The 24,927-nt window shown below is 51.9% G+C and carries 16 protein-coding genes and 1 pseudogene; 11 read left to right on the plus strand and 6 right to left on the minus strand.

The window, feature by feature from the left end; genetic code table 11:
* Positions 1-211: 211 nt before the first annotated feature.
* The gene (locus KHQ09_RS12325; RefSeq protein ID WP_075656065.1) at positions 212-1,888 is read left to right on the plus strand and encodes a Na/Pi cotransporter family protein; all 1,677 of its coding nucleotides are present in this window, start codon (positions 212-214) and stop codon (positions 1,886-1,888) included.
* A gap of 48 nt (positions 1,889-1,936) precedes the next feature.
* Here KHQ09_RS12325 and KHQ09_RS12330 read toward each other — a convergent pair whose 3' ends face one another.
* Positions 1,937-2,392: a GatB/YqeY domain-containing protein gene (locus tag KHQ09_RS12330; protein WP_022710976.1), complete on the minus strand. Its 456-nt coding sequence runs from the start codon at positions 2,390-2,392 to the stop codon at positions 1,937-1,939.
* Positions 2,393-3,010: 618 nt separating this feature from the next.
* Here KHQ09_RS12330 and carA point away from each other — a divergent pair.
* The gene (gene carA, locus KHQ09_RS12335; protein WP_075656063.1) at positions 3,011-4,231 is read left to right on the plus strand and encodes a glutamine-hydrolyzing carbamoyl-phosphate synthase small subunit; all 1,221 of its coding nucleotides are present in this window, start codon (positions 3,011-3,013) and stop codon (positions 4,229-4,231) included.
* Between the two features lie 215 nt (positions 4,232-4,446).
* On the opposite strand, the gene ypfJ is transcribed toward carA, so the two are convergent.
* Positions 4,447-5,358: a KPN_02809 family neutral zinc metallopeptidase gene (gene ypfJ / locus KHQ09_RS12340; protein ID WP_116087806.1), complete on the minus strand. Its 912-nt coding sequence runs from the start codon at positions 5,356-5,358 to the stop codon at positions 4,447-4,449.
* A gap of 322 nt (positions 5,359-5,680) precedes the next feature.
* Between ypfJ and carB the strand changes: the two genes are divergently transcribed.
* From carB to KHQ09_RS12355, 3 genes are all read left to right on the plus strand, one after another.
* The gene (gene carB / locus KHQ09_RS12345) at positions 5,681-9,172 is read left to right on the plus strand and encodes a carbamoyl-phosphate synthase large subunit (protein ID WP_151159818.1); all 3,492 of its coding nucleotides are present in this window, start codon (positions 5,681-5,683) and stop codon (positions 9,170-9,172) included.
* Between the two features lie 385 nt (positions 9,173-9,557).
* Entirely contained in the window at positions 9,558-9,767 is a 210-nt protein-coding gene (locus KHQ09_RS12350; RefSeq protein WP_022711712.1) for a cold-shock protein, read from the plus strand.
* Between the two features lie 475 nt (positions 9,768-10,242).
* Positions 10,243-11,445, plus strand: coding sequence for a pyridoxal phosphate-dependent aminotransferase (locus KHQ09_RS12355; protein ID WP_116087809.1), 1,203 nt, complete (start codon positions 10,243-10,245; stop codon positions 11,443-11,445).
* 417 nt (positions 11,446-11,862) lie between these two features.
* Here the strand turns inward: KHQ09_RS12355 and KHQ09_RS12360 are convergent, their stop codons facing one another.
* Positions 11,863-12,768 (minus strand): LysR family transcriptional regulator, encoded by a 906-nt coding sequence (locus KHQ09_RS12360; RefSeq protein WP_022711710.1) that lies wholly within the window; start codon positions 12,766-12,768, stop codon positions 11,863-11,865.
* Positions 12,769-13,108: 340 nt separating this feature from the next.
* A complete protein-coding gene (gene trxB / locus KHQ09_RS12365; protein ID WP_213598512.1) occupies positions 13,109-14,068 on the minus strand; it encodes a thioredoxin-disulfide reductase in 960 nt (319 codons plus the stop codon).
* Positions 14,069-14,445: 377 nt separating this feature from the next.
* Here trxB and KHQ09_RS12370 point away from each other — a divergent pair, with 377 nt between their 5' ends.
* Both KHQ09_RS12370 and KHQ09_RS12375 read left to right on the plus strand, forming a co-directional pair.
* A complete protein-coding gene (locus KHQ09_RS12370) occupies positions 14,446-15,846 on the plus strand; it encodes a TrkH family potassium uptake protein (protein ID WP_213599979.1) in 1,401 nt (466 codons plus the stop codon).
* Between the two features lie 253 nt (positions 15,847-16,099).
* The gene (locus KHQ09_RS12375; protein ID WP_022711706.1) at positions 16,100-16,570 is read left to right on the plus strand and encodes an Lrp/AsnC family transcriptional regulator; all 471 of its coding nucleotides are present in this window, start codon (positions 16,100-16,102) and stop codon (positions 16,568-16,570) included.
* A 48-nt stretch (positions 16,571-16,618) separates the two neighbouring features.
* Here the strand turns inward: KHQ09_RS12375 and KHQ09_RS12380 are convergent, their stop codons facing one another.
* Both KHQ09_RS12380 and greA read right to left on the minus strand, forming a co-directional pair.
* On the minus strand, positions 16,619-17,698 hold the full coding sequence (locus KHQ09_RS12380; protein ID WP_213598513.1) for a glycosyltransferase family 4 protein: 1,080 nt from the start codon (positions 17,696-17,698) through the stop codon (positions 16,619-16,621).
* Positions 17,699-17,701: 3 nt separating this feature from the next.
* Positions 17,702-18,175, minus strand: a complete 474-nt coding sequence (greA, locus tag KHQ09_RS12385) for a transcription elongation factor GreA (protein ID WP_022711704.1) — start codon at positions 18,173-18,175, stop codon at positions 17,702-17,704.
* Positions 18,176-18,983: 808 nt separating this feature from the next.
* Between greA and KHQ09_RS12390 the strand changes: the two genes are divergently transcribed.
* The 4 genes and pseudogenes from KHQ09_RS12390 to uvrB all read left to right on the plus strand — a co-directional run.
* Positions 18,984-19,910 carry a DMT family transporter gene (locus KHQ09_RS12390; protein ID WP_022711703.1) on the plus strand — a complete coding sequence of 309 codons (927 nt, stop codon included), beginning with the start codon at positions 18,984-18,986 and terminating at the stop codon, positions 19,908-19,910.
* Positions 19,911-20,103: 193 nt separating this feature from the next.
* Complete coding sequence (locus KHQ09_RS12395; protein WP_213598514.1) at positions 20,104-21,279, plus strand: alpha/beta hydrolase; 1,176 nt, start codon at positions 20,104-20,106, stop codon at positions 21,277-21,279.
* 358 nt (positions 21,280-21,637) lie between these two features.
* Positions 21,638-22,177: an SH3 domain-containing protein gene (locus KHQ09_RS12400; protein WP_213598516.1), complete on the plus strand. Its 540-nt coding sequence runs from the start codon at positions 21,638-21,640 to the stop codon at positions 22,175-22,177.
* 210 nt (positions 22,178-22,387) lie between these two features.
* Positions 22,388-24,892 (plus strand): annotated as a pseudogene (uvrB, locus tag KHQ09_RS12405) (excinuclease ABC subunit UvrB); the annotation flags it as partial.
* Positions 24,893-24,927: the final 35 nt, after the last annotated feature.

Here is a 24,927-nt window from a genome sequence, read left to right on the forward strand (position 1 = left end):
AGGTAAAATCCCTCTTCCAAATTAAGCATAATGTGCCTAGATTGATTAGCCAGTGCATGATTTTCGCACTGCATTTTTATCCGTCCTGAACATTCCGCCAAATCACTGCAGCAATGCTGTGCATGCGCGAACAGGAACGGAGCATCCGGAGACAATCCGGGGAACCACAAAGGATGAGCTAATCATCCGGTAATAAAAAAGGAATACGCATTTGAATGGTTCAGTCGTCCTCCTGCATCTTGCAGGGGCAGTCGCGTTGCTCTTATGGGCAACCCGTATGGTTCGGGCAGGCGTTGAAAGCGCCTATGGCGACCGGTTACGCCGACGACTGCGCAAATATATGCAAAAACCGCTTCTGGCGGTCAGCTTCGGTGTTTTGCTGGCTGTATCCCTACAAAGCTCCACGGCCGTCACTTTGCTGGTCGGCTCTTTTGTCGGCGCAGGCTTTGTCAGCGGTGTGGCCGGCCTTATGGCCGTGCGCGGCGGTGAGCTCGGCTCTGCCCTTGTCGTTAAAATCCTGAGCTATGACCTGACTTTGCTGGTGCCTTTGGCACTTGTGGCAGGCACATTCATTTCCATGTCTTCCGAGCGGCTGTTCTGGCGGCAAAATGGTAAGATTCTGGTCGGCATTGGTCTGCTTATTCTCTCGCTTGAACTCACAGGGGAAGCGACAACGCCATTGCGCGACAGTCAGTTGCTGCCGGTGATTGTCAATTATCTGGCGAGCGATCCGGTCACCACCTATCTGCTTGCAGCGCTGATGACATGGCTGTTCCATTCATCAATTGCCGCGATCATTCTGCTGACATCTTTCGCCTCACGCGGCCTCATTCAGCCGGATCTGGCGGTGGTGATGGTGCTCGGCGTCAATCTTGGCTCTTCTATCATCGCCCCCCTGCTCACACGCAATGCCCCGCCGGAAACCCGCGTGGTGCCGCTCGGCAATCTGCTGATGCGCGGCGCAGGCTCTCTCGTTATCCTGATCCTGTTTCTGTCCTTTAAGCCTCCGGTCGAGTTTCTCGGCTCCGATCCGGTCAGTCAGGTTGTGAATGCGCATATCCTGTTCAATACCATTATTCTGATTGCAGGTATTCCGCTGTCAGGACTTGTGCTGCGCGCTACGGAAGCACTGGTCAATCTTAAAGCCAAACCGGAAGCACCGGCAGAAACTGTTTTCACGCAGGAAATCAGCGCGCTGGATATGAGTGTCATCAACTCCCCGCCGCTTGCCCTCGGCAATGCAACCCGTGAAGTTGTGCGCACCTGCGAAACCGTTGACGTGATGCTGCGACGGATTATGGATCTTTATGAAAAGCCGGATCAGGTCGGCATTAATGAACTGGCAAAACTGGATGACCGTCTGGATGCCCGTCATGCCGCAATCAAGCTTTATCTGGCGAAACTGGCTACCAAAAACCTGAGCGAAGATGAAGCTCTGCGCACGCAGGAACTACTCGGCGCCTGCGTTAAACTGGAACAGGTCGGCGATATTATTGTGCGCAATATGCTTGCCCATGTGCAGAAGAAAATGGATCGTAAGCTGGAGTTCACCGAAGAAGGCTGGGACGAACTGACCGAATTCCACGCTATGGTTGTTTCCAATGCGCATCTGGCCTTCAACGTATTGGTGTCACGCGACAGCTATACGGCGCGCCAGCTCGTGCATGAAAAAGACCATCTGCGCGATATGGAGAAACGCACCAGCGAAATGCATTTCCAGCGCCTGCGTGAAGGAACTGTGCGCAGTGTCGAGACCAGCTCGATCCATCTGGATACGATCCGCGATCTCAAGCAGATCAACTCGCTGCTGGCTTCAATGGCCTATCCGGTACTGGAAGAAAAAGGCATGCTCGGCGGCACCCGCCTGAAAACAGTAACGGAAAGCTGAAACAAAAAAGCCCGCTTTAATCGCGGGCTTTTTCTCAATTATTCAGGATCAGCTACCGAGCAGTTCTTTCAGCACACCGCTGGCCTTAGCGAAATCCATCTGGCCGGTATAGCGCTCTTTAAGAACCGCCATTACCTTACCCATATCGCGCAGGCCTTCCGCACCGACTTCGGCAATGGCGGCGGCGCTGTTGGCGCGAATTTCTTCATCGCTCAACTGCTGAGGCAGAAATTCTCTGATGATCTCGATTTCAGCGCGTTCATTTTCAGCCAGTTCAATACGATTGCCTTCTTCGTACATCTTGGCGGATTCTTCACGCTGCTTGATCATCTTGGCAAGAATTGCCAGAATTTCATCATCCGATACAGGGTCTTTGCCTGCACCGCGATTGGCAATGTCGCGATCCTTCAGAGCAGCCATAATCAAGCGCAGCGTTGAAGCACGCATTTTTTCATGGGCTTTCATAGCCGTTGTCAGAGCTTGCGAAATTTCCTGACGCAGCATTTCTTATCTCCTTGGCAGGACAGCATTATATATTCGTATCCGGCCTGTTAAATTTATAAAATCCGGTCAGAGCAAGGCGCGGTCAGTTGTCTTTTTATGATCACGCGCGTGATGCAAATTTTTACAGAAATCAGAGCGTGCGCGCAGAACAGAATAAAGGCGATACGCTCCTGAATGCAATAAAGCTGGCCGGAATAAGCAAATCAAAGGCCTTATAGCGCAATTTGCAGTCTTGGCAAAACCATCCGCTTATTTTCTTCGCGCAGCCTCATTATTGTCTCTGCAATATACAAGCAGAAAGCGGCTCATTCAGACTGTTTTTATGAAGGCAAACTACAGGCCGCGTACTGGTCGCCGCTTTTCCCGCGAAAATATCCGTCACAGCAATTGACCGCAGGGCAAGATTTCTTTACATTATTAATCTTAGCAGAAGATTTTTTTCATTCTCGCGACGGAGCTCATTGTATCCGGCGCGTTTTTGCACATCTGGTGTTTATCATACCGGGTTGCATCTGCACATATAACACATAGTTGCCGTTCAGATGGCCGACCACAAAGCCGGTTCCGGACGCGACATGCCCCACAGCACAGCGCGCAATTTTGATCAGGAGTGCCTCAATGACCGAAACCACACCCAAAACCGCACCCTGGACGACTTCCAAGCCAACAGCTGTTCTTGTTTTGGCGGATGGCACAGTGATCGAAGGCAAAGGTGTCGGCGCAGTCGGTGCGATTGAAGCGGAAGTCTGCTTCAACACCTCCCTCACCGGTTATCAGGAAGTTCTGACCGACCCGTCCTATGCAGGCCAGATCGTGACTTTCACATTCCCGCATATCGGCAATGTCGGCACCAATGAAGAAGACAGCGAGCGCCTCAATCCGGCCAGCCGCTCCGGTGCAGTCGGCACAATCATCAAGGCTGATATTACTGCCCCTTCAAACTACCGCGCCACTCAGGATTTCGACAAGTGGCTGAAGCAGCACGGCATTATCGGCCTCAGCAATGTTGATACACGCGCACTGACCGCCCTGATCCGTGAAAAAGGCGCAGCCAATGCCGTGATCGCTCACGATCCGAGCGGCAATTTCGACATTCCGGCTCTGAAAAAACGCGCTAGCGCTTGGGCAGGTCTCGTAGACCTCGACCTCGCCAAAGATGTTACTTCCGGCCAGTCTTCTGTATGGACAGAAAAGTCATGGGTCTGGAATGAAGGCTATGGCAGCCAGACAGAAGAACAGTTCCATGTCGTTGCGGTTGACTATGGTATCAAACGTAACATTCTGCGTCTGTTTGCAGATCTTGGCGGCAAGGTAACGGTTGTTCCGGCCACGGCAAGCGCTGAAGATATTCTGGCACACAATCCGGACGGCGTATTCCTGTCCAACGGCCCTGGCGATCCGGCAGCTACCGGTGAATATGCAGTGCCAACCATTAAAAAGCTGATTGAAACTGATATTCCGCTGTTTGGTATCTGCCTCGGCCACCAGATGCTGGCACTGGCAACAGGCGGCAAGACAGTGAAGATGCATCAGGGTCATCACGGCGGCAACCATCCGGTGAAAGACCACACAACCGGTAAAGTTGAAATCGTATCGATGAACCACGGCTTTGCGGTGGATGCGGACAGCCTGCCTTCAGGCGTGGAAGAAACCCACATCTCGCTGTTTGACGGTACGAATTGCGGATTGCGGATTATCGGCAAGCCGGTCTTCTCGGTACAGCACCATCCGGAAGCTTCTCCGGGTCCAGAAGACTCGTTCTACCTGTTCCGCCGCTTTATCAACCTGATCCGCGCACGCAAAGGTCAGGAACCTCTGCCGGAACGCGAAGCGGCCTGAGCTTAACAAGCAGGACACAAATAAAAAGGCCGGTGATTTTCACCGGCCTTTTTCTATACTCGTAGTTTGATTTTTCTATCAAGCGCGAGGTCATATTCGGGATGATGACGTGGCGAAAATAGTGTCTTACGAGAACCGGAACGGAGCGTACTATAGTACGTGAGTACCGGAAGCGCTGGAAGGCGCTATTTGCAGACCGTCAGCACCCGAATATATTAAATGGGGTTGTTGAAAGTATCACAAGCATCAACCCGCCCTGTGTCAAAGCCGCGCTTAAACCATTTGGCACGCTGTTCAGAGGTACCGTGGTTGAAGCTTTCCGGCACAACATAGCCCTGCGAGCGCTTCTGCAAAGTATCATCACCGATCTGATGGGCGGCGTTCAGAGCTTCTTCGAGATCGCCTTGCTCCAGCAGACCTTTCTGCTCAGTGAATTTACCCCAGACACCGGCAAAACAATCGGCCTGCAATTCCACGCGCACAGACATGGCATTGGACTGTGCTTCGCTCATACTTTGGCGCATCTGGTTAAATTTCGGCAGAATACCGAGCAGGTTCTGCACATGATGGCCAACTTCATGCGACAGCACATAGGCATGGGCAAAATCGCCGGAAGCGCCGAAACGCTTGTCCAGTTCACGGTAGAAACTCAGATCGATATAAACCTTCTGGTCGCCCGGGCAGTAGAAAGGCCCCGAGGCAGCAGAAGCAAAACCGCAGGCAGATCTTACCTGACCGTCAAACAACACCAGAACCGGCTTTTTATAGGTCTGACCCGCAGACTGGAAAATACCGCTCCAGACTTCTTCTGTTTCTTTCAAGACAACACGACTGAAACTGGCCGCTTCATCATCGGCGCGCGGCGTGGAAGCACCAATATTGGAAGAGCCGCCGGATGTCTGTGTGCTCTGGATAGAACCGTCACCGAACAGGATAGGCAGCGGATTAATACCGGCCATCCATAAAACAAGTGCCATAACACCCAGAATAAGAATGCCGGAAAGCCCGCCGCCGCGCACAACACGGAAACCCGGCCCGCCGAGTCCGCCACCGCCTCTCAGACCACCTCCGCCATTCCCACGGCGATCCTCAACATTGTCACTCTCTTCGCGACCTTGCCAGCGCATCAGCGCTCTCCTTATTTTACATAATTCTGTGGCAGCTATAATAAAACGGAAATGCTCTGCCCGCTACTCTGCCCGCAGTCTATTTAGCAAAGATAAAACACAGGACATTTCAAAACAGGCTGACAACCGGTCAAATTTCAATAAGAATTGTTATAAACGCATATTTTCTCCCAAATAACGTATTTAAGGGGTTACTTTCCGCAAATTGATTACCTATAAGACACGCTTAGCCCAGACGCATCATATAGCCTCTGAACCCGACGGTCATACCGTTCGGGCTTTTGTCGCAGAGCCGAATAAGCGCTAAACACAGGATGAGACCATGCCAAAACGCACAGACATCAAATCGATTCTGATTATCGGAGCGGGACCAATTGTTATCGGTCAGGCATGTGAATTTGACTATTCAGGCACACAGGCCTGTAAAGCCCTGAAAGAAGAAGGGTACCGGATCATTCTGGTGAATTCCAATCCGGCCACGATCATGACAGATCCTGATCTGGCGGATGCTACATATATTGAGCCGATCACACCGGAAGTTGTTGCCAAGATCATCGCCAAAGAGCGCCCTGATGCGCTGCTGCCAACCATGGGCGGCCAGACTGCACTAAACACCGCGCTATCGCTGAAGCGCATGGGTGTGCTTGACCGCTACAATGTGGAAATGATCGGCGCAGACGCCAAAGCCATTGATAAAGCCGAAGACCGCGCACTGTTCCGCGAAGCCATGGCAAAAATCGGCCTTGAGACACCAAAGTCCATGCTGGCCAATGCCACAGACGTTAAAGACGAAGACCGCAAAGCCCATAAGATCAAACGCGAAGAGCTGAAAGCCAAGCTCTCCGGCGACGATCTCGACAAAGCACTCGACAAGCTGGAAACCGAATGGCAGCTCGGCGAAACCGACCGCAAGCAGCGCTACATGACCCATGCTATGGGTTTGGCAGCACAGGCGCTCGATCATGTTGGTCTGCCTGCCATTATCCGCCCGAGCTTTACCCTCGGCGGCACCGGCGGCGGCATTGCCTATAACCGTTCGGAATTTTTTGAAATCGTCGAAGGCGGCCTTGATGCATCGCCAACCACCGAAGTACTGATTGAAGAATCTGTGCTCGGCTGGAAAGAATATGAAATGGAAGTTGTACGCGACAAAGCGGACAACTGCATTATCATCTGCTCAATCGAAAATATCGACCCGATGGGCGTTCACACCGGTGACAGTATCACTGTCGCCCCTGCCCTGACGCTGACTGATAAAGAATATCAGATCATGCGCGATGCCTCGATCGCAGTGCTGCGTGAAATCGGCGTTGAAACCGGTGGTTCGAACGTACAGTTCGCGGTTAATCCTGAAAATGGTCGTCTGATCGTTATTGAAATGAACCCGCGTGTGTCCCGCTCGTCAGCGCTGGCATCCAAAGCAACCGGCTTCCCGATTGCTAAAGTCGCCGCCAAGCTGGCTGTCGGCTACACCATGGACGAGCTGGAAAACGATATTACCGGCGGTGCAACACCTGCTTCGTTTGAACCAAGCATTGACTATGTTGTTACTAAAATCCCGCGTTTCGCTTTCGAGAAATTCCCGGGCGCCAATAATGTTCTGACCACCGCGATGAAATCGGTCGGTGAAGTGATGGCTATCGGCCGTACCTTCCAGGAAAGCCTGCAGAAAGCTCTGCGCGGTCTGGAAACCGGTCTGACCGGTCTTGATGAAATCGCAATCCCGAATATTGAAGACGGCGATGAAAAAGGCGCAATCCGCGCAGCTATCGGCACACCGACACCGGATCGTCTGCGTATGGTTGCACAGGCCATGCGTCTCGGCATGCCGCTTGATGAAATTCACGCAGCCTGCAAGATCGATCCTTGGTTCCTTGAGCAGATGGCCGAGATCGTTGCGACTGAAGATCGTGTCCGTGAACACGGCCTGCCGCAGGATGCGGAAAATATGCGCTATCTGAAAGCCATGGGCTTCTCAGACAGCCGCCTTGCAAGCCTGATCCGCAAAGATGCCAAGGATGTTGCCAAACATCGTGCAGAACTGAGCGTGCATCCGATTTTCAAGCGCATTGATACCTGCGCTGCGGAATTCTCTTCACCAACGGCTTATATGTATTCGACCTATGAAACGCCGTTTGCAGGTGTTGAAGCCTGTGAAGCGGATGTATCCGAGCGCAAAAAAGTTGTGATCCTCGGCGGCGGTCCTAACCGTATCGGTCAGGGTATCGAGTTCGATTATTGCTGCTGCCATGCGGCTTTCGCGCTGAGCGATGCCGGTTATGAAGCGATCATGATCAACTGTAATCCGGAAACGGTTTCCACGGACTATGACACATCGGACCGTCTGTATTTCGAACCGCTGACCGATGAAGATGTGATCGAAATTCTGCGCAAAGAGCAGGAAAAAGGCACTCTGCACGGCGTGATCGTGCAGTTCGGCGGCCAGACCCCGCTGAAACTCGCCAATGCACTGGAAAAAGCCAATATTCCGATCCTCGGCACCTCACCGGATGCGATCGATCTGGCGGAAGACCGTGACCGCTTCCAGAAACTGCTGATCAAGCTCGGCCTCAACCAGCCGAAAAACGGCATTGCCTATTCCGTTGAACAGGCACGTCTGATCGCTGCAGACCTCGGCTTCCCGCTGGTGGTTCGCCCGTCTTATGTTCTGGGTGGCCGCGCCATGCAGATCATTCATGACGAACGTATGCTGCAGAAATATCTGCTGGAAACCGTGCCTGAACTGGTGACCGAAGATATTAAAGCCAAATATCCGAATGATAAAACCGGCCAGATCAACACCCTGCTGGGCAAAAACCCGCTGTTGTTTGATACCTATCTGACCGATGCTATCGAAGTGGATGTCGACTGCCTCTGCGACGGTAAAGACGCTTATGTTGCCGGTATCATGGAACATATTGAAGAAGCCGGTATTCACTCCGGTGACTCAGCCTGCTCCCTGCCGGTTCACACATTGAGCGATGAAATCGTTGCTGAACTCGAACGCCAGACCATTGCTATGGCCAAGGCGCTCAATGTCGGCGGTCTGATGAACGTGCAATATGCGATCAAAGACAATGTAGTCTATGTGCTGGAGGTCAATCCGCGTGCATCGCGTACCGTGCCTTTTGTGGCTAAAACCAACGGCACACCGATTGCCAAGGTTGCAGCACGCATTATGGCCGGTGAAAGCCTTGAACAGGCACTCGCAGCCTATGGCGGCAAGCCTGATGTGAAAGCACAGCGCCACATCGCCGTGAAGGAAGCCGTGTTCCCGTTCGCCCGCTTCCCGGGCGTAGACACCCTGCTCGGACCTGAAATGCGTTCGACCGGTGAAGTCATGGGTCTCGACTATGACTATGCACTGGCCTTTGCAAAATCACAGCTCGGCGCAGGCGTTGATCTGCCACGCGACGGTACAGTGTTTGTCTCCGTCCGCGATGAAGACAAAGCGCGCATCGTAGCGCCTGTTAAGCGTCTGGCAGACCTCGGCTTTAAAGTTCTGGCAACCGGTGGCACACAGCGCTATCTGGCTGAACAGGGTATCGAAGCCACCAAGGTCAACAAGGTTCTGGAAGGCCGTCCGCATATTGAAGACGCCATCCGTAACCGTCAGGTGCATATCGTCTTCAATACCACAGACAGCGTCAGTGCGGTTTCCGACAGCAAATCGATCCGCCGTGCGACCCTGATGCACAAACTGCCATATTACACCACACTGGCTGGTGCAGAGGCGGTTTCTGAAGCGATTGCCGCGCTCAAGGCCGGATCACTGGAAGTTCGTCCATTGCAGGATTACTTCAAGAAAGCCTGATAAGCACATAAACGATCAAGCAAAAGGCAGCCTTATAAGGCTGCCTTTTGTGTTTTCAGCACTGTAATTCCTGCTCCGGATACATCGCTCCCCTGCATTGAACTCTACAGAGATACTTTTCGGAGAGTGGCAATTTGCAGAAATATTCTCACGCGTTGTAAAGGTTTGCCGGAGATTTATTCTCCGTCCATGTGCGTTTTCCTGAGAAGCCGCCTTGTATTGGTCAAAAATGTCGCATATGTTGAGTTCATCGAATTTTCGGTCGAGTGATTTTGCGGCCCGCACGGCAACGCCTTGCTTCTCATGATCTTCCATCAACAACTTCGATCCACCGGGAACGTCGCAAGGCGAACCTGAATTTACTATGAACTTGAAGGAATTTCCCATGGCTACGGGAACAGTTAAGTGGTTCAACACGACCAAGGGTTTCGGTTTTATTCAGCCTGATCAGGGCGGCACAGACGTGTTCGTTCATATCTCCGCTGTACAGCGCGCTGGCTTGGCTCAGCTCGATGAAGGCCAGAAAGTCACCTATGAAATCGTGCAGGACCGCCGCTCTGGTCGTTCATCTGCCGACAACCTTGTTGCAATGTAATTTGCGATAAGGTTAAGAGCTGCATTTCATGCGGCTCAGGGTTGAGATACAGGGCGTTGAGGTCACACTGACTGACAATCTGGGATCGAATAAAAGGCGGGTTTTCCCGCCTTTTCTTTTTTCTGCACATCCCAAATATAAAACGCCGCAATTACGCTGCGATGCAAAAGCTTTCCTTGCACTTTGCCTGTGATTGCGACATAAAGCTGTAGCCTCTGACTGAACAGTCCGGCTCTATATCAGCGTTGCTCCCCACCGGCATAAACAGCCTCAAAACTGTAAACTCCCCGGATATCATATGCGACCAGATCAATCTGCGCTCGCGAAGGGCTCAACAACGTCGCTATAGCGGCTGCTCAGGCACCGGCAGCAACGCTTAAACACACGCGGTTGAGGAGATTGCGCTGTGTTTTAGGTTTTCTTTTATCCTCCGGCTCATCAGCCGGATCGCCAGTTCCATTCAGGAGTAATGATCATGGCATTCCTCGCCGACGCACTGTCCCGCGTAAAACCATCTGCCACAATCGCTGTCAGCCAGAAAGCACGTGAGCTGAAAGCTAAGGGCAAAGATGTTATCAGCCTTGGTGCAGGTGAGCCGGATTTTGATACCCCTGATAATATTAAGCAGGCAGCCATCGACGCAATCACCCGCGGCGAAACCAAATACACCCCTGTTTCCGGTATTCCTGAACTGCGCAAGGCAATTGCTGCGAAGTTTAAGCGTGAAAACGGTCTGGATTACACCTGGGAACAGACCATTGTCGGTACCGGCGGCAAGCAGATCCTGTTCAATGCATTGATGGCAACCCTCAATCCGGGTGATGAAGTTATCATCCCTGCGCCTTACTGGGTAAGCTATCCGGAAATCGTTGCTCTGTGCGGTGCAACACCGGTAACTGTTGAAACCACAATGGACAACCAGTTCAAGCTGCAGGCTGCCGATCTGGAAGCTGCGATCACGCCAAAAACCAAATGGCTGATCCTCAACATGCCTTCCAACCCGACAGGTGCCGCTTATTCTGAAAGCGAAATCAAAGCGCTCACCGATGTGCTGCTGCGTCATCCGCAGGTCTGGATCCTGACCGACGATATGTATGAGCATCTCGTTTACGGCGAATTCAAATTCATGACCCCTGCGCAGGTTGAGCCAAAGCTCTATGACCGTACCCTGACCATGAACGGCGTTTCCAAAGCCTATGCCATGACCGGCTGGCGCATTGGTTATGCAGCAGGCCCGCTGCAGCTGATTAAAGCTATGGATATGGTTCAGGGTCAGCAGACCTCCGGTGCCTCCTCCATCGCACAATGGGCAGCGGTTGAAGCTCTCAACGGCCCGCAGGATTTCATCGAAAAGAACAAGGCAATCTTTCAGGGTCGCCGCGATCTCGTTGTTTCCATGCTCAATCAGGCCAGCGGCATCACCTGCCCGACACCGGAAGGCGCATTCTACGTCTATCCGTCCTGCGCAGGTCTGATCGGCAAAACCGCACCTTCGGGCAAGGTTATCGAAACCGACGAAGATTTCGTTTCCGAATTGCTGGAAGCAGAAGGCGTAGCCGTTGTTCACGGTTCAGCCTTTGGTCTCGGACCAAACTTCCGTATTTCCTATGCGACTTCAGAAGAGTTGCTGGAAGAGGCCTGCATCCGCATTCAGCGTTTCTGCGCTTCCCTGCGCTAATACGAAACGCATAAAGTATCTGAAGCCCCGAACATATCGTTCGGGGCTTTTTTATTGCGCACAAAACTCTGCCTGCATAAGCAGGGTCACATAGAATACGGAAAAAGAGATGGCTTTTGTCGCCCTGAAATTTGGACAAAAAAAAGCCGGACATAAGCCCGGCTTGGAATTTTGAAGGCGTCATATGGACAAGCCTTCAGAGGGGAACACTTAGGATGCGCAATGGGAGGAGGAGACGCATCACTAAGATGAGTTGTATATGCTCCTTTAAGCCTGGTTTCACAACGCCCGATATTGCAAAGCAGCCATGCATTTTCAGATAGCTCAGCATCTTGAAACCGGTTTTTCTGCACAGATGGGCGTTAAACAACAAAAAAGCCGGTAAAACCGGCTCTTTTTAACGTCAATTGGTCTGTTTCAGAAGGACCAGTTTCTCGCTTTGGAGAAAATGAAATCACGGAAAACATGCAGCTTGGCCGCATTTTTCAACGCTTCCGGATAACAGAAGAATGTATCGAAGGAAGGAATCTCTCCCAAAGCCGGCAACAAACGCACCAGCCCTGATGTTTTATCGACCATATAATCCGGCAGAACCCCGATCCCGACACCGCTGAGAACCGCGCGGCGAATGGAAAGCAGATTATTGACCTGCAAGGTCGGAATGCGCGCACCGCCATCAGTGCGACCTGCTGTTTCCAGCCAGTTCAGCCCCATCAGATAGGACGGTGCGGATTCACCAAAGGTTACAATGCGATGCTCATCCAGCTCTTCAATAGCATTGAGCTTACCATATTTGGCAATATAGCCTTCAGATGCATAAACATGCATATGCACGGTAAACATGCGGCGCTGGATGAGATCCGGCTGCTGCGGCTGGCGCAAACGCAAAGCACAATCCGCATGACGCATGGTCAGATCAAGCTCTTCATCATCGAGAATGAGTTGCACCTGCACATCAGGATAGAGATCGGCAAATTCTTCCATCCGCTCGATCAGCCAGCCGGAACCAAGCCCGACCGTTGTCGTCACACGCAGGCGACCGGAAGGCTTTTCACGGTTTTCATTGAGTTTGGAGCGGACATTTTCCAGTTTCATCAGCACATCATGTGCTGTGCGATACAAAACTTCGCCCTGTTCAGTCAGAATAAGGCCACGCGCATGACGATAGAACAGCGCCACACCGACATCCTGCTCAAGCGCGCTGACCTGACGCGAAATCGCAGATTGCGACAAGTGCAATGTCTGCGCCGCATGGGTAAACGAGCCGGCCTCAGCAGCGGCATGAAAAATGCGTAGCTTATCCCAGTCAAGTGGTGCCACCACACTATCCCCTTTTCATGCAATGCCCGCCTTTATAGCAACGGACATTGCTTTTCATCCTCCGGCACAATGCGGTTCATCCGCTATGCACTTCCCATTTCAACTTCTCGCCGATGTCCGACAGTAAATCAGAATCAGCTTATAACTGCCACAAGACAAAGAACTAAATTTTGTGGCAACTTTAAAGAGCCAGAGCATTTTCAACAAAAACGAAAACCGGTTTTGCAAAGAAAATGTAGCCGAAACAAAGAAACAGAGCGGTTTTACGATTCAGGGTCATTCAAAACCGCTCTGCAGTGCAGAATTATCAGGTGCCGGTTGTTTAAACCACGAGCTTTACCACTCAGGCTTCCGGTTGTGCTGCCAGCCAGCGCTCAGCTTCAAGCGCAGCCATACAGCCCATACCTGCCGCGGTCACAGCCTGACGAAAAATATCATCCGTCACGTCACCGGCAGCAAATACACCTTCAATGCTTGTCGCGGTTGAATCCGGTGCAGTCCACAAATAACCGCTATCCTTCATCTTCAGCTGATCTTTGAACAATGACACCGCCGGTGCATGACCGATTGCGACAAATACACCATCAGTTTTCACTTCGCTGATCGCACCGCTCACCGTATCTTTGAGCTTTGCTCCGGTTACAACCGGCCCCATCGGCGGATTGGCAGGATTACCGGTGATTTCCTCAACCGCATGATTCCAGATGATTTTTACATTTTCGCGCTTCAGCAGACGTTCCTGAAGAATTTTCTCGGCACGGAAACTGTCACGGCGATGCACAACAGTAACTGATTGAGCGATATGCGAAAGATACAGTGCTTCTTCGACAGCAGTATTACCGCCGCCGACAACAATCACATCCTTGCCGCGGTAGAAGAAACCGTCACAGGTTGCACAAGCAGACACACCGCCGCCCATGAAATGCTGTTCGCTTTCAAGACCAAGCCATTTGGCCTGCGCACCGGTCGCAATAATCACAACATCACTGGTAAACACCGCACCGCTGTCGGTTTTCGCCGTGAACGGACGCTTTGACAGATCAACTTCCGACACCAGATCATAGACAATTTCAGCGCCGACATTTTCAGCCTGCTTGGCCATTTGTTCCATCATCCACGGCCCCTGCACGGTTTCTGCATAGCCCGGATAATTTTCAACATCGGTGGTAATCATCAGCTGACCGCCCTGCTCCAGACCGGTGATGATAACCGGTTTCAGCATGGCACGAGCCGCATAAATAGCTGCCGTATAACCGGCAGGTCCTGAACCGATAATGAGGACAGGAACATGGCGCTGTGTCATAGACTTTTCTCTTTCCGCGTAACTTCATTGCCGCGCATTACAGAATAAAATCCGTATTGCACCCAGATAGTGTGAAACTAGGTTTCGCAGTCTCCGATTACAAGCTGAAGCGGGGCTTAATCACAGGCAAGTTTATCCATCAGTCAGAAAACTGCGCTTGTGTTTCTGAGAAGTCACAAATCGGCTTTTGTGTCTGCCCCCCATAGGAAATGCATAAAAATTTTGCTAGATTCCTATAGTTTTCCTATAGAGTTACCAAACCCGTGCTGCTTTACGCATAAACAGGCAGTCCTGCTGACGGGAAGAGTTATTACAGCCGAGAGGGCAGGATCATATTTCGCTTCGTTAGTAATATTTGCGCGCGTTTAGGCATGATGATGGCCGTCGCCATGCTGTTTCCTGCAATGTTTGATTTGCGCGACGGTACACCGGACTGGCTGATTTTCATCCGCTCCTCCCTGTTTACCGCCGTTGTATCGTCACTGGTCTTTCTCTCCACGCAAAACAGCCATGTCCGCTTTTCGCCGCGTCTCGGCTTTCTGCTCACAGTCTCACTCTGGGTAACGGCTGCCCTGCTCGGCTCAATTCCGTTTTACTTCTCCCATCTGCCGATCAGCTTTGCGACAGCCCTGTTTGAATCCACATCCGGCATTACCGCCACCGGTTCCACGGCATTGACCGGTCTCGACCAGATGCCGCGCGGCATTCTGATCTGGCGCTCATTGCTATGCTGGATCGGCGGTATCGGGTTTATCGGTTTGGCGCTGTTACTGCTGCCGTCTCTGCGTATCGGCGGCGTCCAGCTTTTCCATATGGAATCTTCGGACAAGTCCGAGAAAATTCTGCCGCGCGTCAATCAGCTAGCGATCGGCATCATTGTCGCTTATTGCGGCCTGACCATCCTGTGTATTGTTGCATATTTTGCCGCCGGAATGGGCATGTTCGATGCCATCAATCACGGGCTGACCACGATCTCCACGGCCGGTTATTCGACACATGACAGTTCTTTCGGCTTTTTTGATGGTAATAAAGCCATTCTGATTGTGGCTATGGTCTTTATGACGCTCGGCTCCCTGCCGTTCATTCTTTTCATCAAAGCTGTCATTCCGCAGCAAATGCCCAATCTGCTTGATCCGCAGGTCAAGCTTTTCCTGTCATTGATCCTTATCTTCACATTCGGGCTGGCAGTGATGCTGCGCATCAGCTCCGATATGCCTTTCGGCACTGCTTTGCTGACCGCGGGCTTCCATTTCATTTCCGTTATCACCACCACCGGTTTTGCAATGGAGGATTACACACTTTGGGGCCCTGCGGCTGTCGGCGTGTTCTTTCTTGCCTCCTTTATCGGCGGCTGTGCCGGCTCCACTTCCGGCGGCATGAAAATCAACCGCATCATCATTTTGTGGCGCACCACACAAGCCAGCCTCACCCGTCTGGTCATGCCGCATGCGGTTGTCAAAGCCCGCTACGGCACATCAGAAATCACCCCGGATATTGCCCAGAGCGCCCTGCTCTATCTGTTTCTGTATTTTGCCTCGCTGGTGCTGGGCACGATGGCATTGTCCATCTTCGGGCTGGATTTTGTCTCCGCCTTTACCGGCGCGCTTACCGCCCTCTCCAATGTCGGCCCCGGCCTTGGCGAAACCATCGGCCCTGCAGGCAACTTCTCCACCATCAATGACAATGCGCTCTGGGTGCTGAGCTATCTGATGCTCGCCGGACGTCTGGAGCTGATTACTGTGGTCATTCTGTTCACCCGTGCCTTTTGGGTACGCTGAACAGTGACAATCACGAAAAACTGATCCGGTTCCGGAAAAGAAAATGATGCAGAATGGTTGATAATTTCAATTAAGCATTCTCATTGTTTCATTCATGATATAATGCAATGACTCTAAAGCAATTCTTGGAAAGCCCGTCACTGGCACTGAGCCTTGCATTGTTGTTATATAATTGCTTTATGCACTTCTGAGACTTCCATTCTGCCTCCGGCAGTTCACAGCCCTTTTATTGCCACCCTCTTACGGAGTTCCTATGCCGATTAAGGTTGATCTTGATGATATTGACTGGAAAATTCTGCGGGAACTGCAAAATGACGGGAGGATGACAAATGTCGAGCTGGCGGAACGCGTCGGCATCTCGGCACCGCCATGCCTGCGCCGTGTTCGCAAGCTTGAAGAAAGCGGCATCATTCAGGGCTATCAGGCGATCATTAAAGGTGAAGCTGTCGGTCAGGATCTGGTGGCTTTCTGCTCAGTCGGTCTGAAACACCAGTCCGATGGCGAATTGAAAGCCTTTGCCGAGAAAACCAAATCCTGGTCGCTGGTGCGCCGCGCATGGATGGTGTCCGGTGAATCCGATTTTCTGCTGCATTGCGTTGCACCAAATCTCAACGCGTTCCAGACTTTTGTGATTGAAGAACTGACCGCGACGCCGAATGTGGATTCCGTGCGCACAGCACTGACCATCAAGCCGGTCAAAGACGAAGTTCTGATCGCAATTTAAACGCGACACATCTCAGAAAATGAAAAAGCCGGTGAAAACCGGCTTTATTTATGCCTGCTCGAAAATCCGTTGGTAGAAATCACCGATTGTTTTCGCTTCGCGTTCCAGCGGGAAAAACTCGCGCACCCGCTGCAAACCTTTTTCCGCATGCTGTGCGGCAAGTGCGGGGTCGCGCAGATAATTTTCAATCGCAGGCGCCATAGTCGCACCGGACGGCACAACATAACCGGTTTCACCTTCAACCACAATTTCCGGATAGGCACCGGCATCGCTGGTCACCACTGCGGTTTGTGAAGCCATGGCTTCAAGCGGCGTCAGGCCAAAACCTTCGGTACGGGACGGCGCAACATAGACATCCAGACGGCGATACCATGCACTGATACTGTCGCCCGCAGGATCGGCACTGACAAACGGCACCTCACCCAGAAAAATAATCCGGTCAGCCAGACCCGCTTTTCTGACCTTTTCCTGCAGTTCTTTTTCAAAGCCAACATGCTCGGCTGTAGCACGCCCTGCCACCACGGCCGTCCAGTCAGGATAGCGCGGCAACAGCTCAATCATCGCATCGACAAAAAGATCGGTGCCCTTCTGATGCCGCACACGGCCAAAACAGCCAATAGCATATTTTCCGGGCAGACCGGTTGCCGCGAAACGATCCTGCGCGCTTTGCGGCGGGCGGAACTGTTCCAGATCAATACCGTGCATGCTGACAGTATTCGGCACGTCCAGATAGCTCGCAGTGCGGCCACTGGTTGCCAGAACACCGTCCATACGACGGATCAGCCATTTGGTAAATTTCTTATGATGGCGTTGTGAAGCCGAGGTAAAAATCACCTTCAGCTTCATCCGCAGCACATCACGCATAATAATGCCGGCCAGCATTTCAACATTGCGGCGGGCATGCCAGATGCGGAATTTTTTGCCGGACGCAGGCTTGCGCCATAATCCGGCAAGATCACGCAAATTCACATGCGGAAGATCATCCGGCAATCCCCGCCCGACAGCTGCAATCCTGATCCCCATTTTGCGTTGCACCGGCACCAGCTGGACAATCGTCGAGGTGACGCCGGAGAGACGCTTTTTAAAATTCGGAGCCAGAATATCAGTGTCAAAAAGGGATACGCGCACTGGTTAAATAAATCTCATACCAAGGATTTCATAGGAACGGGCGCCGCCCGGTGCATTGAATTCCACAGTATCGCCTGCGCTTTTACCGATCAAGGCACGCGCAATCGGTGACGAGATAGAAATGCGGCCTTTTTTAACATCCGCTTCCTGATCACCGACAATCTGATAAATGCGCTCTTCTTCGGTATCTTCATCAATGAGCGTAACAGTCGCGCCGAATTTGATGGTCGTACCTGTCAGCTTTGAAATGTCGATCACTTCAGCACGGGCGATAAAGTCTTCAACTTCACCGATACGGCCTTCATTGAGGCTCTGTGCTTCTTTGGCTGCATGATATTCGGCATTTTCAGAAAGATCGCCGTGCGCGCGCGCTTCCGAAATCGCCTCGATAATGCGCGGACGCTCTTCCTGCTGACGCCAGCGCAGTTCCTCTTTCAGCTGATCGAAGCCAGCCTGTGTCATAGGGAACTTTTCCATGCCCTGTCCTTTCTCATGCCTGATGCGCGGTCTTCAATCGCGCTAAAGCACTCCGCAGCCTTAAAACCACGAAAATGCAGAAACAAAAAATGAGACTATCTCCCGGCTAGCAGAGCACCATGCACCCTGTCGGGTGCACAAAGGTTGCTCTAACATTTATATTTGCAGCGTAATTTTACCTTAAACTGTTTCAGGCTTAAGGAATTATGCTGCAGCAGCCGGAGAACACCCCCGAGACTCAAAAATAAAACGGTCGCCGAAGCGGTGCTTCGGAACCGTTCATCATTCATCATCTGTTTCAGTTATCGTGCCAGCTTTGCAAACAAAAAGAAAGAGCAAAAAGCATCGGCAAAAAACTTGTGAAAAACTCGGGGCCTGCCCGCCCCACGCCAAGCTTTTCTGAAACATTTTTTTAAAAAAACAGATCTTTTTTACTGAAAACCTGAGACAGCTTTTACATGAACACAACACCATGAAAACGCTGAAACAATATATAAGACTTCAGTATAAAGTATTATAAGTCCGAAAGTTTCAAAAAAACTACAGCTGACAGCGTGAGAATCATTTCGGATATACGTTGTAACATCATATATTATGCTGAAATCCGGCTTGCTTTCCTGCAATAATACAGCATAGTGGCCGCGGTTCAGCACATAGTGTCAGCCTGCTCAGATCCGGTTTGCCCTCAGCTTTGTTGCCTATCATACAGAGAAAAGCAGTTCCGGCCTGCCGGACAGTTCCGTCTTCCGCAAGACAAACATGATCTGAACTGTAACGATCCACGTTTATTGCATTCCGCAGGCATATCATGACCCAGTCACGCGCTAATTTATTGCTTCTTTTTGCCGGCCTGATCTGGGGTCTTGGCTTTGTTGCCCAGTCAACCGCCATGGAAAATATCGGCCCGCTGACCTTTATCGGTCTGCGCTTTATCGTGGCCACTGCAACAGTTGCACCTTTTGCCTTTATGGAAGCCGGACGCGCATCCAAACCACTGTCCTTTTCCGATCATAAAGCCTTCATGATTCTCGGCAGCATGTTGTTTTCCGGTATGGTTCTGCAGCAAACCGGCCTGCTCACCACTTCAGTCACCAATGCAGGCTTTCTCACCGGTCTTTATGTTGTGCTGGTGCCGATTTTAGGCGTGATTTTATTTTCCCAATGGCCGCATCCGGTCGTATGGATCTGCGCAGTACTCAGTCTTACAGGCATATTCATGCTGTCCGGCGGTTCGCTTGACGGTTTCAGTCAGGGCGATTGGCTGATGATTGCCGGTGCATTTTTCTGGGCTTTGCAGGGATTGTTCATTGCCCGCTATGCATTGCGCATCGGCAGACCGGTCACCATGGCCTGCGTTCAGTTCGCAGTCGTTGCATTTGCCGGCATTGTTTGCGCTGCGATTTTTGAACAGATCGAATGGCAGACCATTCAGGCCGCAGCGCCGGAAATTCTGTTTACCGGCATGTTCTCATCCGGCGTGGCGTTTACATTGCAAGCCATCGGCACCCGTTACACCAGCGCACCACAGGCAGCTATTTTCCTGTCTTCCGAAGCTTTATTCGCAGCCCTGTTCGGTGCAATCCTGCTCGGTGAACGTCTGCCATTCATCGGCCTTGCCGGTTGTGCGCTGATTTTCCTGTCCATGCTGATGGTCGAAATTGTACCCCGTCTGCGCTTCAAAAAACCGGCAACCGGCAAGACAAGTCTTTCAGAGGTTCCGGCAGAAAACCTGTAAGGCAAGCCGTTACAGCTATGGTTTAAAAGACACGACAGCACGTTAAACCGCCGGATTTATCAGTGCGGTTTAGTTTTACAGATTGCCAGACTTGTTAATTACTGCTTTTAAAAACACTGAACATCCGGTTACGTACACGGAAGATGTTCCGCTTGGTTGAACAGTAACAGGCTTGGCAAGGATAGAGCAGCGAATGACTCGTATTTTGTTTCTGGCATTCGTTTCCATCATTATCAGCGGCTGCACCGGCTCCCGCGCGGTACTCTGGCACGGCCCCAATTCCAATCCGGCTTCTGTAGCTGCAGCCAATGCTGCCATTATCAAACCGGCTCAGCCAGCTTCCGTCGTCCCTGTTTATGTAGCCACAAGCCGTCAGCGCAGCGATGATTTTTCAATGCCTTACAATGCGAAACGTTCAGATAAGCTGAATTTTTCACGCGTTGATATCGGCATCCCGAAATCCCATATGAAAGGCGTTGTGGAAAAGACCGGCTATAAGCCGGATCCGGCTAAGCATTTCGCGGCAGTCAGCTTCCAGCCTTTTGATAACAGCCAGATTTTCGTCAATCAGCTGAATCAGGCTCTGGATCAGCACTCGGCAAAAGATCAGGAACTGCTGATCTTTGTGCATGGCTATAACAATAATTTTGCAGACAGCACGTTCCGCGCTGCCCAGTTTACCCATGATTACGGGTTGAAATCCGTAACCGTGCATTATGCATGGCCGTCTGCGGCCTCGCTCGGCCTTTATGTCTACGACCGCGACAGCGCCAATTTTGCGCGCGACGGTCTGGCAGAATTGCTGAAACTGGCATCAAAGACCAAAGCCAAGCGGATTTTGCTGGTTGGGCACTCCATGGGCAGTTTCGTCACCATGGAAGCCCTGCGCACATTGGCACTCAATGAAGAACGGACTGCACTGAACCGTCTGACCAATGTTCTGCTGGCTGCCCCTGACATTGATCTGGATGTGTTTGAAAAGCAGGTCAAAGATGTGAAGCCTCTGCCTCCTATGGCCGTTCTGGTTTCGCGCAATGACAGTGCGCTGAATATTTCAGGCCGCATTACCGGCGGACATTCCCGCGTCGGCGACGGTTCCAGCATTGAAACGCTGCAGAAATATGGCATTGCCGTGCTGGATGCCAGCACGGTTGACGGCGGAGATCACAGTGTCTTTGCCTCTTCGCCAACGCTGATGGCACTGGTTAGTGACGGCAGCCTGTCCTTCAATACTTTGAAAGGCGAAGGTCAGACATCCGGTCAGGCCATATTGGCCGATGGTACAAATGTGATTACCGGTGCCGCTTCTATGGTTATCTATCTGCCGGGACGTATTTTAACTGCGGCTGCCACAGGCTTCCAGCAATAGTTTCAAGCTCTCACACCATCCCCGACCTGTTTTGACTTCGGGGATGGTGTAAAATCTGTTTTCTGCAGTAACCACATTTTGCAATATTGATTTTATCCCTATCAATAAAAGCCTATATTGAGCCGGTAAGCATTCAGGCTGCATTCACATAATTCCGTATATATTCTGACAAACGAAAAAGCTCCGCTATCCGTCCGTCCACATTCCGAATGGATGTATGACGGAACCGGAACAGGTGCTTATTCGTTTATAATTCATGGCGCCCTTTGATGCTCTGAGCTCAGAAAGCCTCTGACATGAAAAGCGCGCAGATTGTTCTGCTGCAAAAACAGACAATTCATCACGGGGAGACCGAAAAATGAAACTTGGTATCAAATCGGCAATTATTGCCCTTGCTTTATTCTCCGCCACAGCCGCACAGGCTGCGAATGCGATTGTAACAACCAATCTTAATCTGCGTACCGGCCCCGGCACGAATTATCGTACGCTCGGCTCTATTCCGAACGGTGCACGCGTTGATGTAAACGGCTGCACCAGCGGTTATGGCTGGTGTCGGGTCAATTACGCAGGGCGCTCGGGCTGGGCATCTTCACGCTATCTCGCAGTGCGTGAAGGATCATCCGGCAACTACAGTAATAATAATTTCGGCAACACAGCTGCCGCCATCGGCATTCCGCTGATTGCCGGTGTAGTTATCGGCTCGGCGATCAACAATGACAGGTATGACCGCTGGGATCGTCCATATTATCGTCCGCACCGCCCATATTACCGGCCGAATTATCGTCCGGGCTGGAACGGTCACCGTCCGGGTCGCCCGGGCTGGGAAAACGGCCATCGTCCGGGACGTCCGCACTGGAACCGCCCGCGTCGCGGTGGTGATGGTCCGCACGGCCAGTAATCACTAAGCCTCTAAAAACGCCGCAGAGATTTTCTGCGGCGTTTTTTTGTTTCTGATAATTATCGGTCAGAATGAAAACGTACCCTTTTCGTTCTATACTTATATGCCTATATTCGCTAATGTCTGACTACCCGCTTTCTTTTGATCGGGTTACAGACTGGCTGTATCCATCACCTGTCCTTCGCTTCTGCTTGCCGAGAGAGTTCTGACATGTCCAAAAAAGATAAGTCATCACAGCCCCCTGCTGATTTGAACAAGCAGAAACAGGACGCTGGTTTCGGTGAAACACCTCATAGCTCAGGTTTCGGCGAGGTGCCTCAGGCAGAATTTTCAGGCATTCCGCTCTCCTCTTCGGTCGGAGACTGGTCGCGGATGATCAGTGAAATGGCGGAACAGCCGGAAGCCATGCCTTCCGCACCAGTCGCTAAAAAACCGGCAGCAAAAAAGACAGAAGCGAAAAAAGCACCTTCATCCCGCGCCAAGGCAGCCACGCTGAAAGAACGCGTCGCGGCAGGTCTGAATCCTGTCTCCGGCATGGATATCACCATGGAAGATGCAGCCAATATGCCTTCCAGCGGTGCCACCGCAACCGTGGAAGCTCTGTCTGCTTTGATTGAATCCGGCAATCCGCTGTTCAAAAACGGTAAACTCTGGACACCGCATCGGCCGGAACGCCCTGCCAAATCTGAGGGCGGCATCCAGATTAAAATGGAAACCGAATATACTCCTTCCGGTGACCAGCCGACAGCCATCGCCGATCTGGTAGAAGGTATTGAAAACAGCGATCAGACACAGGTACTGCTCGGCGTGACCGGTTCAGGTAAAACCTTTACCGTTGCCAATATTATTGAGCGCACCCAGCGCCCTGCTCTTATCCTCGCGCCGAATAAAACACTGGCCGCCCAGCTTTACGGAGAGTTCAAAAGCTTCTTCCCGAATAATGCGGTCGAATATTTCGTTTCCTATTATGATTATTATCAGCCGGAAGCCTATGTGCCGCGCTCCGATACCTTCATTGAGAAAGAATCCTCGATCAATGAAGAAATCGACCGGATGCGCCACTCCGCAACCCGTTCGCTGCTGGAGCGCGATGATGTGATTATCGTCGCCTCGGTCTCCTGTATTTACGGTATCGGTTCGGTCGAAACCTATACGGCAATGACCTTTGAAATGACCATCGGCGACCGTCTCGATCAGCGCCAATTGCTTGCCGATCTGGTGGCGCAGCAATATAAGCGTCAGGATATCAATTTCGTGCGTGGCTCTTTCCGTGTGCGTGGCGATACGATTGAGCTCTTCCCTGCCCACTTGGAAGACCGTGCATGGCGTATCTCGCTCTTTGGTGACGAGATTGAAACCATTACGGAGTTTGACCCGCTGACCGGTCAGAAAACCGGCGATCTCAAATCCGTTAAAATCTATGCGAATTCGCACTATGTGACGCCGCGTCCGACCCTTAATCAGGCAATCAAATCCATCAAGGAAGAGCTGAAGCACCGCCTCGTCGAGCTGAACAATGCCGGACGCCTGCTCGAAGCCCAGCGTCTTGACCAGCGCACAACCTTTGATCTGGAAATGCTTGAGGCGACCGGCTCCTGCGCCGGTATTGAAAATTATTCGCGTTATCTCACCGGCCGCCAGCCGGGTGAACCGCCGCCGACTTTGTTCGAATATATTCCTGACAATGCTCTGGTTTTCATCGATGAAAGTCATGTTACCGTTCCGCAGATCGGCGGCATGTATCGCGGCGACTTCCGGCGTAAAGCGACACTGGCGGAATACGGCTTCCGTCTGCCTTCCTGTATGGACAACCGCCCGCTGCGCTTTGAGGAATGGGATGCCATGCGGCCGCAAACAGTCGCAGTTTCGGCAACGCCGGGCAAATGGGAAATGGAGCAATCCGGCGGTGTATTTGCCGAGCAGCTGATCCGCCCTACCGGCCTGATTGACCCGCCGGTGGAGGTGCGCTCTGCCCGTTCGCAGGTGGATGATGTGTTGGGAGAAATCCGCGAAACAGCAAAGAACGGCTACCGCTCTCTGGTTACAGTGCTGACCAAACGCATGGCCGAAGACCTGACAGAATATCTGCATGAACAGGGCGTGCGCGTCCGTTACATGCACTCGGATATTGATACGCTGGAGCGTATCGAGATTATCCGCGACCTGCGCCTTGGCGCATTTGATGTGCTGATCGGGATCAACCTGCTGCGCGAAGGTCTGGACATTCCGGAATGTGGCTTCGTCGCTATTCTCGATGCGGATAAAGAAGGTTTCCTACGCTCGGAAACCTCGCTGGTGCAGACAATCGGCCGTGCAGCGCGAAATGTCGATGGCCGCGTTATTCTTTATGCCGATACAATCACCGGCTCTATGCAGCGCGCGATGGAGGAAACCAGCCGTCGCCGTGAGAAGCAGGTCGCCTATAATACCGAACACGGTATTACTCCGGCATCGGTGCGCAAGAATATCTCGGATATTCTCAATTCCGTTTATGAGCGGGATCATGTGCGCGCGGATATTAGCGGCTTTGCAGAACAAGGCGGCATGGTCGGCAATAATCTCGGAGCACATCTTGAGCATCTTGAGAAGAAGATGCGTGACGCCGCAGCCGATCTCGACTTTGAAACAGCCGCAAGACTGCGTGACGAAATCAAACGTCTGCGAGAAAAAGAACTGGCTATTGCCGATGATCCGCTGGCGCGTGAAGCGGAGCTGTCCCTTGAACGGCCGTCCAGAGGTGGCAGAACATC

The organism is Pseudochrobactrum algeriensis, assembly GCF_018436245.1.
GTDB lineage: Bacteria > Pseudomonadota > Alphaproteobacteria > Rhizobiales > Rhizobiaceae > Pseudochrobactrum > Pseudochrobactrum saccharolyticum.

Bases quoted from the DNA above. Each gene is read 5' to 3' on its own strand.
- trxB (WP_213598512.1), bottom strand. From the start codon at position 14,068: ATGACACAGCGCCATGTTCCTGTCCTCATTATCGGTTCAGGACCTGCC.
- KHQ09_RS12395 (WP_213598514.1), top strand. From the start codon at position 20,104: ATGACTCGTATTTTGTTTCTGGCATTCGTTTCCATCATTATCAGCGGC.
- KHQ09_RS12330 (WP_022710976.1), bottom strand. From the start codon at position 2,392: ATGCTGCGTCAGGAAATTTCGCAAGCTCTGACAACGGCTATGAAAGCC.
- KHQ09_RS12355 (WP_116087809.1), top strand. From the start codon at position 10,243: ATGGCATTCCTCGCCGACGCACTGTCCCGCGTAAAACCATCTGCCACA.
- carB (WP_151159818.1), top strand. From the start codon at position 5,681: ATGCCAAAACGCACAGACATCAAATCGATTCTGATTATCGGAGCGGGA.
- KHQ09_RS12390 (WP_022711703.1), top strand. From the start codon at position 18,984: ATGACCCAGTCACGCGCTAATTTATTGCTTCTTTTTGCCGGCCTGATC.
- carA (WP_075656063.1), top strand. From the start codon at position 3,011: ATGACCGAAACCACACCCAAAACCGCACCCTGGACGACTTCCAAGCCA.
- greA (WP_022711704.1), bottom strand. From the start codon at position 18,175: ATGGAAAAGTTCCCTATGACACAGGCTGGCTTCGATCAGCTGAAAGAG.
- KHQ09_RS12375 (WP_022711706.1), top strand. From the start codon at position 16,100: ATGCCGATTAAGGTTGATCTTGATGATATTGACTGGAAAATTCTGCGG.
- KHQ09_RS12370 (WP_213599979.1), top strand. From the start codon at position 14,446: ATGGCCGTCGCCATGCTGTTTCCTGCAATGTTTGATTTGCGCGACGGT.
- KHQ09_RS12350 (WP_022711712.1), top strand. From the start codon at position 9,558: ATGGCTACGGGAACAGTTAAGTGGTTCAACACGACCAAGGGTTTCGGT.
- ypfJ (WP_116087806.1), bottom strand. From the start codon at position 5,358: ATGCGCTGGCAAGGTCGCGAAGAGAGTGACAATGTTGAGGATCGCCGT.
- KHQ09_RS12400 (WP_213598516.1), top strand. From the start codon at position 21,638: ATGAAACTTGGTATCAAATCGGCAATTATTGCCCTTGCTTTATTCTCC.